At 76.4% G+C, this 7,803-nt stretch carries 2 protein-coding genes and 1 pseudogene; 2 read left to right on the top strand and 1 reads right to left on the bottom strand.

All coding sequences use genetic code 11. From position 1 onward, the window contains the following. Positions 1 to 484: pseudogene (locus ABD308_RS02930) on the top strand (non-ribosomal peptide synthetase); the annotation flags it as partial. 107 nt (positions 485 to 591) lie between these two features. On the opposite strand, the gene ABD308_RS02925 reads toward ABD308_RS02930, so the two are convergent. Next, on the bottom strand, positions 592 to 1,794 hold the full coding sequence (locus tag ABD308_RS02925) for a M20 family metallopeptidase (RefSeq protein ID WP_425554677.1): 1,203 nt from the start codon (positions 1,792 to 1,794) through the stop codon (positions 592 to 594). Positions 1,795 to 1,923: 129 nt separating this feature from the next. Here ABD308_RS02925 and ABD308_RS02920 point away from each other — a divergent pair. Continuing rightward, on the top strand, positions 1,924 to 7,803 hold a 5,880-nt coding region (locus tag ABD308_RS02920; RefSeq protein WP_344325026.1), incomplete at its 3' end, for an amino acid adenylation domain-containing protein.

Raw genomic sequence — 7,803 nt, 5'->3', positions numbered from 1 at the left:
CCCGGACGACGCGCCGGGGCGGCTGGCCTGGCTGCTGGCGGACGCGGCGCCGGTCTGCGTGCTGGGGGAGGGGGTGCCGGCCGCCGAACGGCCGGCCGCCGCCGAACTGGCGGGCCGGGCGGCCACCGACCCGCCGCGCGCGCTCACCCCGCAGCACCCGCTCTGCCGGGCGTACGGCCCGGGCGGGCGGCCGACGGGGGTGTGGACGACGCACGCCGAGGTGGACCGCCGGGTGCGTGAGCTGCAGGCGGCGTACGGGCTGGGGCCGGGTGACCGGGTGCTCCAACTGGGGCTGCCGCTGTGGGAGTTCCTCTGGCCCTTGCGGACCGGGGCGGCGCTGGTGCTGGCCGACCCGGACCGGCCGGGCGAGGTGGGGGAGCTGGTCCGCGAAGCCGGGGTGACGGCCCTGCGCGCCGCGCCGGCGGTGCTCGGCGAACTGTTGCCCGAGCCGGGGCCGGTGCACCTGGTCCCGGAGCGCGGCTGACAGCGGACGGCCGACAACTGACAAGTGACAACTGACAGATTTCAGATGACGGATAACAGATGACAGAATCTGAAATCCGTCAGCTGTTATCCGTCAGTTGTCAGGTGTCATTGGTCAGTCGTCCGCCCGTGGGCCCGCGACCCCCGCGCCGCCGCGAAGTCCGCCGCCGTCCACGCCATGGCGACGGCCCCCTCCACGATCGCCCGGTCCGCCTCCGGCGAGACGGCGGCCTCGACGAACGCCGCCTCGTGCGGCCCGCAGGCGCCGCCGGTGATGTCCAGCACCGGGTGGATGGCGGGCACCGCGTGCGAGACGTTGCCCATGTCCGTGCAGGCGAACGGACCGCTCTCGACCGGCTCGGGACGGCCCACCGCCGCCGCGTTGGCCCGCCACAGCCCGAGCAGTCCGGCGTCGCTCCGGAAGTCCAGGTAGTCCGGCTCGGGCCGGGTGAGCTCGACCTCGCACCCGGCGGCCAGCGCGCCCGCCCGGAAGCAGTCCTCGACCCGGGCCCGCAGCTCCGCGAGGTCCTCGGCCACCGAGGCGCGGATCTCGTACTCGGCGGTGGCGCTGTCAGGGATCAGGTTGGGCGCCGTCCCCGCGGCCGTGGTGATGCCGTGCACCCGCCAGTGCGGCGGCAGTTGCTGGCGCAGCAGTCCGAGCGCGACCTGTGCGACGGTGAGCGCGTCGGCGGCGTTGCGGCCCTCGTGCGGGTTGAGGCTCGGGTGGGCGGCGCGCCCGGTGTAGCGGACGGACAGGGTGCCGAGCGCGAAGGAGTGGAAGTCGGCGACCTCCACCGGACAGGGGTGGACCATCATCGCCGCGTCCACGCCGTCGAAGGCGCCCGCGTCCAGCAGCAGCGCCTTTCCGGCCCCGCGCTCCTCGGCCGGCGCACCGATCACCCGCACGGTGAGCCCGAGCCGGTCCGCGTACGGGGCGAGGCCGAGCGCGGCGCCGAGACCGGCGGCGGCGATGAGGTTGTGGCCGCAGGCGTGGCCGAGGCCGGGCAGCGCGTCGTACTCGCAGACCACGGCGACGGTGACCGGTCCGGTGCCGAGGCGCGCGTCGAAGGCGGTGGGCAGGCCGTGCGCGCCCGGCGTGACGGCGTAGCCGTGGGCGCGCAGCAGCTCGGCGCACCACTCGGCGGCCCGGTGCTCCTCGAACGCGGTCTCCGGGTGGGCGTGGACGCGGCGGCTGAGCGCGAGCAACTCGCCTTGATGGGCGAGGACGCGCTCGCGCACCGCCGCCTTCAGGCCGGGGTCGGCCACGGCGGGCTCGCTCACGGCCGCCTCACTCGCGTTCAGGGGGGACATCGGCGCCTCCGGAGGCGTCAGGGCCCGCCTCCCGGCGGGCTGTTGACCAGACGATATGCAGATAGCTTAGGCTAACCTAAGTAGGCAGTAGGCGTTCCGTTGCGCCGGACCCGAGGAGCTCTCAGAACCATGCGTCGCCACCAGGCCGCGTCCGACCCCGTCGCCGTCCCCGCCGATGTGCCGCTGCTCGCCACCCAGGCGGCGATCTGGTACGCCCAGGCGCTCGACCCCGACAGCCCGGTCTACAACACCGGCGACGCCGTCGAGATCGCCGGCCCGCTCGACGCCGGGTTCTTCGAGACCGCCCTGCGCCGGGCCGTCGACGAGGCCGAAGCGCTCAGCGCCGTCGTCGTCACCCAGGGCGGCGACGAGGCCCCGCACCAGCGCCTCACCCCCGGCCGCGCCTGGCCCCTGCACCACCTCGACCTGCGCGCCGACGCCGACCCCGAGGCCACCGCCGAGGCCTGGATGCGCGCCGACCTCGCCCGCCCCGTCGACCTCGCCGAAGGCCCGCTGTTCACCCAGGCCCTGATCCGCCTCGCCGACGACCGCCACTGGTGGTACCAGCGCGTCCACCACCTCGCCGTCGACGCCTACGCCCTCACCCTCCTCACCGGCCGGGTCGCCGAGATCTACACCGCGCTCACCGCCGGCACCCGCCCCACCGACCGCGGCTTCGCCACCCCCGCCGAGGTCGCCGCCGAGGAGGCCGCCTACCGGACCGGCCAGGAGCGCGCCGCCGACCGGGAGTTCTGGCGCGAGCGCCTCGCCGGCGCCGACGCCCCCGCCACCCTCCCCGGCGGCACCCCCGCCGGCCCCGCCGGACTGCCCCGCCTCACCGCCGAACTGCCCGCCGGCACCCTGCCCCGCCTGGAGGCCGCCGCCAAGGCCGCCCGCGCCACCTGGGCCGAACTCGTCATCGCCGCCACCGCCGGCTACCTGCACCGCCTCGCCGGCACCGAGGACGTCGTGCTCGGCCTGCCGCTCGCCAACCGCCGCGGCCCCGCCGCCCTGCGCACCCCCGTCGCCACCGCCAACGTCCTGCCGCTGCGCCTCGCCGTCCGCCCCCGCGACACCGCCGCCGAACTGCTGCGCCGCGTCGTCCTGGAGGTCCGCGACGTCCGCCGCCGCCAGCGCTACCCGCTGGAGGACCTGCGTCGCGACCTCGCCCTCACCGGCACCCGCCGCGCCCTGTTCGGGCCGATGGTCAACATCAAGGCCTTCGAGGGCGACCTCGACTTCGGCGGCCTGCCCGCCACCGTCCGCAACCTCGCCGCCGGCCCCGTCGACGACCTCGCCCTCGCCGTCTCGCCCGGCTCCGACGGCGCCCTGCGGATCGGCCTCGAAGCCCACCCCGACCACTACGGCGCCGACGCCCTCGCCGCCCACCACGACGGCCTGCTGCGCTACCTCGACGGCCTCACCGCCCTGCTGCTCGACGACCCGCACACCCCGATCGCCCGGATCGACCTGCTCGACGAGGACGCGCTGCGCCGCGCCACCGCAGGCCGGACCGAACCCCCCGTCACCCGCACCGTGCCCGAACTGCTCGCCGAGCAGGCCGCCCGCACCCCGGAGGCGACCGCCCTGCGCAGCGGCTCCACCACCCTCACCTTCGCCGAACTCGACGCCGCCGCCACCCGCCTGGCGCACCGCCTCACCGCCCTCGGCGCGGGCGCCGGCACCCCGGTCGCCCTCGCCATGCCGCGCGGTGCCGACACCCTGGTCGCCATGTTCGCCGTGCTCAAGTCCGGCGGCGCCTGCCTCTCCCTCGACCTCGCCCACCCCCGGCAGCGGATCGCCGACATCCTCGACGACACCCGCCCGGTCTGCGCCGTCGGCACCGCCGAGGCCCTCGCCGCCCTCCCGGGCGCCGCCGACCGCCCCGCCGTCGCCCTCGACGACCCCGCCGTGCGCGCCGAACTCGCCGCCCTCCCCACCGAGCCGCTGCCCGCACCCGACCCCGCGCACACCGCCTACCTGCTGCACACCTCGGGCTCCACCGGCCGCCCCAAGGGCGTCGTCGTCACCCACGCCTCGCTCGCCAACCTGCACGCCGGCCACGGCGAGGACCACATCGCCCCCGCCGTCGCCCGCACCGGCCGCGCACGCCTGCGCGTCGCCCACAGCGCCTCCTTCGCCTTCGACGCCTCCTGGGACCCGGTGCTGTGGATGCTCCACGGCCATGAACTCCACCTGCTCGACGACGACACCTACCGCGACCCGGCCGCCCTCGCCGCCCACGTCCACCGCGAGCGGATCGACTACCTCGACGTCACCCCCTCCTACCTCGACGTCCTGCTCGCCGAGGGCCTGCTGGCCGAGGACCGCCACCGCCCCGCCGTGATAGCCGTCGGCGGCGAGGCCACCCCCGACCCGCTCTGGCGCCGCCTCGCCGCCGTCGACGGCCTCGCCCCCGTCAACCTGTACGGCCCCACCGAGACCACCGTCGACGCCTACTCCTGGACCCCCGGCCCGGACGGCACCCCCGTCGGCCGCGTCGTGCGCGGCTCGCGCGCCTACGTCCTCGACGGCTCGCTGCGTCCCGTCCCCGACGGCGCCACCGGCGAACTGTACGTGGCCGGCGCGTGCCTGGCCCGCGGCTACCTCGGCCGCCCCGACCTCACCGCCGAACGCTTCGTCGCCGACCCCTACGGCCCGCCCGGCGGCCGGATGTACCGCACCGGCGACCTCGCCCGCCGCCGCGCCGACCGCACCCTGGAGTTCCTCGGCCGCGCCGACGACCAGGTGAAGATCCGCGGCTTCCGGATCGAGCCCGGCGAGATCGCCGCCGTCCTCGGCGAACTCCCCGGCGTCGACCGGGCCGTGGTCATCGCCCGCCCCGGCCAGGGCGGCAAGCGCCTGCTCGGCTACGCCGTCCCCGCCGCCGGCGCCGCCCTCGACCCGGCCGCGCTGCGCGCCGCGCTCGCCGACCGGCTGCCCGAGCACATGGTGCCCGCCGCCGTTCTCGTCCTCGACGACCTGCCGCGCACCGGCAACGACAAGCTCGACCACCGCGCCCTGCCCGAACCCGAGTCCACCGCCGACGCCGACGGCGGAGCCGCGCCCGCCACCCCGCAGGAGGAGATCATCTGCGGGCTGTTCGCCGACCTCCTGGAGCGCGAAGAACTCCCCTCCCGGGAAACCGACTTCTTCGACCTCGGCGGCCACTCCCTGCTGGCCGGCCGGCTCGCCGCCCGGCTGCGCGAGACCCTCGGGGCGGCGATCGGCTTCGCCGACGTCTTCCACCACCCCACCCCCGCCGCCCTCGCCGCCCTGCTGCGCGAGCGCTCCGCCCCCGAGCCGCGCCCCGCCCTGGTCCCGGTCGAGCGCACCGGACGCCTGCCGCTCTCCCCGGCCCAGCGCGGCCTCTGGTTCCACTACCGGCTCGAAGGCCCCAGCCCCACCTACAACATCCCGCTCGCCCTCACCCTCACCGGCCCGCTCGACCGCGACGCCCTCGCGCTGGCCGTCGGCGACCTCGCGGCCCGCCACGAGACCCTGCGCACCGTCTACGGCGAGTCCGCCGACGGCGAGCCGTTCCAGCGGATCCTGCCGCCCGCCCCGGTCGAACTGCACCACGGCACCGGCCCGCTCGCCGACGCCGTCCGGCACGCCTTCGACCTCGGCGCCGAACCCCCGCTGCGGGCCACGCTGTTCGGCGACCCGGACGGCGCCCACACCCTGCTCCTGCTGCTCCACCACATCGCCGGCGACGGCGCCTCCACCACCCCGCTGGCCCGCGACCTCGCCACCGCCTACGCCGCCCGCCTCGCCGGCCACGCCCCCGAACCCGCCCCGCTCGACGTCCAGTTCGCCGACCACGTGGCCTGGCAGGCCCGGCTGCTCGGCACCCCCGACGCGCCCAGCCCGCTCGCCGTCCGCCAGCTCGACCACTGGCGCAAGACCCTGGCCGGCCTGCCCGACCAGCTCGACCTGCCCACCGACCGCCCCCGGCCCGCTGTCGCCGCCCACCACGGCGCCACCGTGCCGTTCCACCTGGACGCCGACGCCCACACCGCCCTCGCCGCGCTCGCCCGCGCCACCGGCACCAGCGTGTTCACCGCCGTCCAGGCCGGCCTCGCCGCGCTGCTCACCCGGCACGGCTGCGGCACCGACATCCCCATCGGCACCCCCGTCGCCGGCCGCGACTCCGACGAAACCGCGGCCCTGGTCGGCTACTTCGTCAACTCCGTGGTCCTGCGCACCGACACTTCCGGTGAGCCGACCTTCCGCGAGCTGCTCGGCCGCGCCCGCACCGCCGTGCTCGGCGCCCACGACCACGCCGACCTGCCCTTCGACCGCCTCGTCGAGGAGCTCAACCCGCCCCGCTCGCTGGCCCGCCACCCGCTGTTCCAGGTCATGCTCGCCTGGCAGTCCGTCCCCGACCGGGAGTTCGAACTCGGCGGCGGCCTCACCGCCGCCATCGCCGCGATCCCCTCCGGCACCGCCAAGTTCGACCTCACCCTCAACGCCGGCGAACTGCGGGAGGGCGGCATCGCGGGCTTCCTGGAGTACCGCACCGACCTCTTCGACCGGGCCACCGTCCAGGCCCTCGCCGAACGCCTGGTCCGGCTGCTCACCGCCGCCGCCACCGCGCCCGACACCGCCGTCGGCCGGCTCCCGCTGATCGGCGAGCGGGAGCGGCACCGCGCCCTGGTCGAGTGGAACGGTGCCCCCGGCGCCCCGGCGCCCGAGGCGACCCTGCCCGAACTCTTCGAGGCCGCCGCCCTCGCCCACCCGGAAGCCGTCGCCGCCGGTTACGACGACCACACCCTCACCTACCGCGAACTCGGCGCCCGCGCCGACCGGTTGGCCCGCCTGCTGGCCGCCCGCGGCATCGGCCCCGGCACCATCGTCGCACTCGCCCTGCCGCGCTCCCTCGACCTGGTCGTCGGCCTGCTCGCGGTCGCCAAGTCCGGCGCCGCCTACCTGCCGCTCGACCCCGAGTACCCGGCCGACCGGCTCGCCTACATGCTCGCCGACGCCGCCCCCGCCGCCCTGCTCACCGACACCGCCACCGCGCCCCGGCTGCCCGACCACCGGGTGCCCCGACTGCTGGTCGACGGAGGCGAGTCGGACGCCTTCCCGGCCCTCCCGCTGGCCCAGCACGAGCGCACCCGGCCGCTGCGCGCCGAGGACACCGCCTACGTCATCTACACCTCCGGCTCCACCGGCCGCCCCAAGGGCGTGCCCGTCACCCACCACAACGTGGTCCGGCTGTTCTCCGCCACCGACCACTGGTTCGGCTTCGGCGCCGACGACGTCTGGACGCTCTTCCACTCCTACGCCTTCGACTTCTCGGTCTGGGAGCTGTGGGGCGCCCTGCTGCACGGCGGGCGGCTCGTCGTCGTCCCGCACCTGGTCAGCCGCGACCCGGCGGCCTTCCTCGGCCTGCTCGCCCGCGAGCGGGTGACCGTCCTCAACCAGACGCCGTCCGCCTTCTACCAGCTCAGCGCCGCCGACCGGGAGCGCCCCGGCAGCGAACTCGCCCTGCGCTACGTGGTGTTCGGCGGAGAGGCGCTCGAACTCGGACGCCTCGACGACTGGTACCAGCGGCACGCCGACAACGCGCCCACCCTGGTCAACATGTACGGCATCACCGAGACCACCGTGCACGTCTCCTACATCGCCCTCGACCGGGCGAGCGCCGCCGCCGGAGCCGGCAGCACCATCGGCGTCAACATCCCGGACCTGCGGGTCTACGTCCTCGACCGGTACCTGCAGCCCGTCCCGCCCGGCGTCACCGGCGAGATGTACGTGGCCGGCGCCGGCCTCGCCCGCGGCTACCTCGGCCGCCCCGCGCTCAGCTCCGAGCGCTTCGTCGCCGACCCGTACGCCGAACTGTTCGGCGAGCGCGGCACCCGGATGTACCGCTCCGGCGACCTCGCCCGCCGCCGCGCCGACGGCGTCCTGGAGTACTTCGGCCGGGCCGACCAGCAGGTCAAGATCCGCGGCTTCCGGATCGAACTCGGCGAGATCGAGGCCGTGCTGGCCGCCCAGCCGGGC

The sequence above is a fragment of the Kitasatospora putterlickiae genome, assembly GCF_039527695.1.
Classification (GTDB): domain Bacteria; phylum Actinomycetota; class Actinomycetes; order Streptomycetales; family Streptomycetaceae; genus Kitasatospora; species Kitasatospora putterlickiae.
Note: the sequence above shows the minus strand (reverse complement) of the source record. Positions and strands in the feature narration are given on the sequence as shown.

Excerpts from the sequence above, each read along its gene's own strand:
- ABD308_RS02925 (WP_425554677.1), bottom strand. The coding sequence starts at position 1,794 with ATGTCCCCCCTGAACGCGAGTGAGGCGGCCGTGAGCGAGCCCGCCGTG.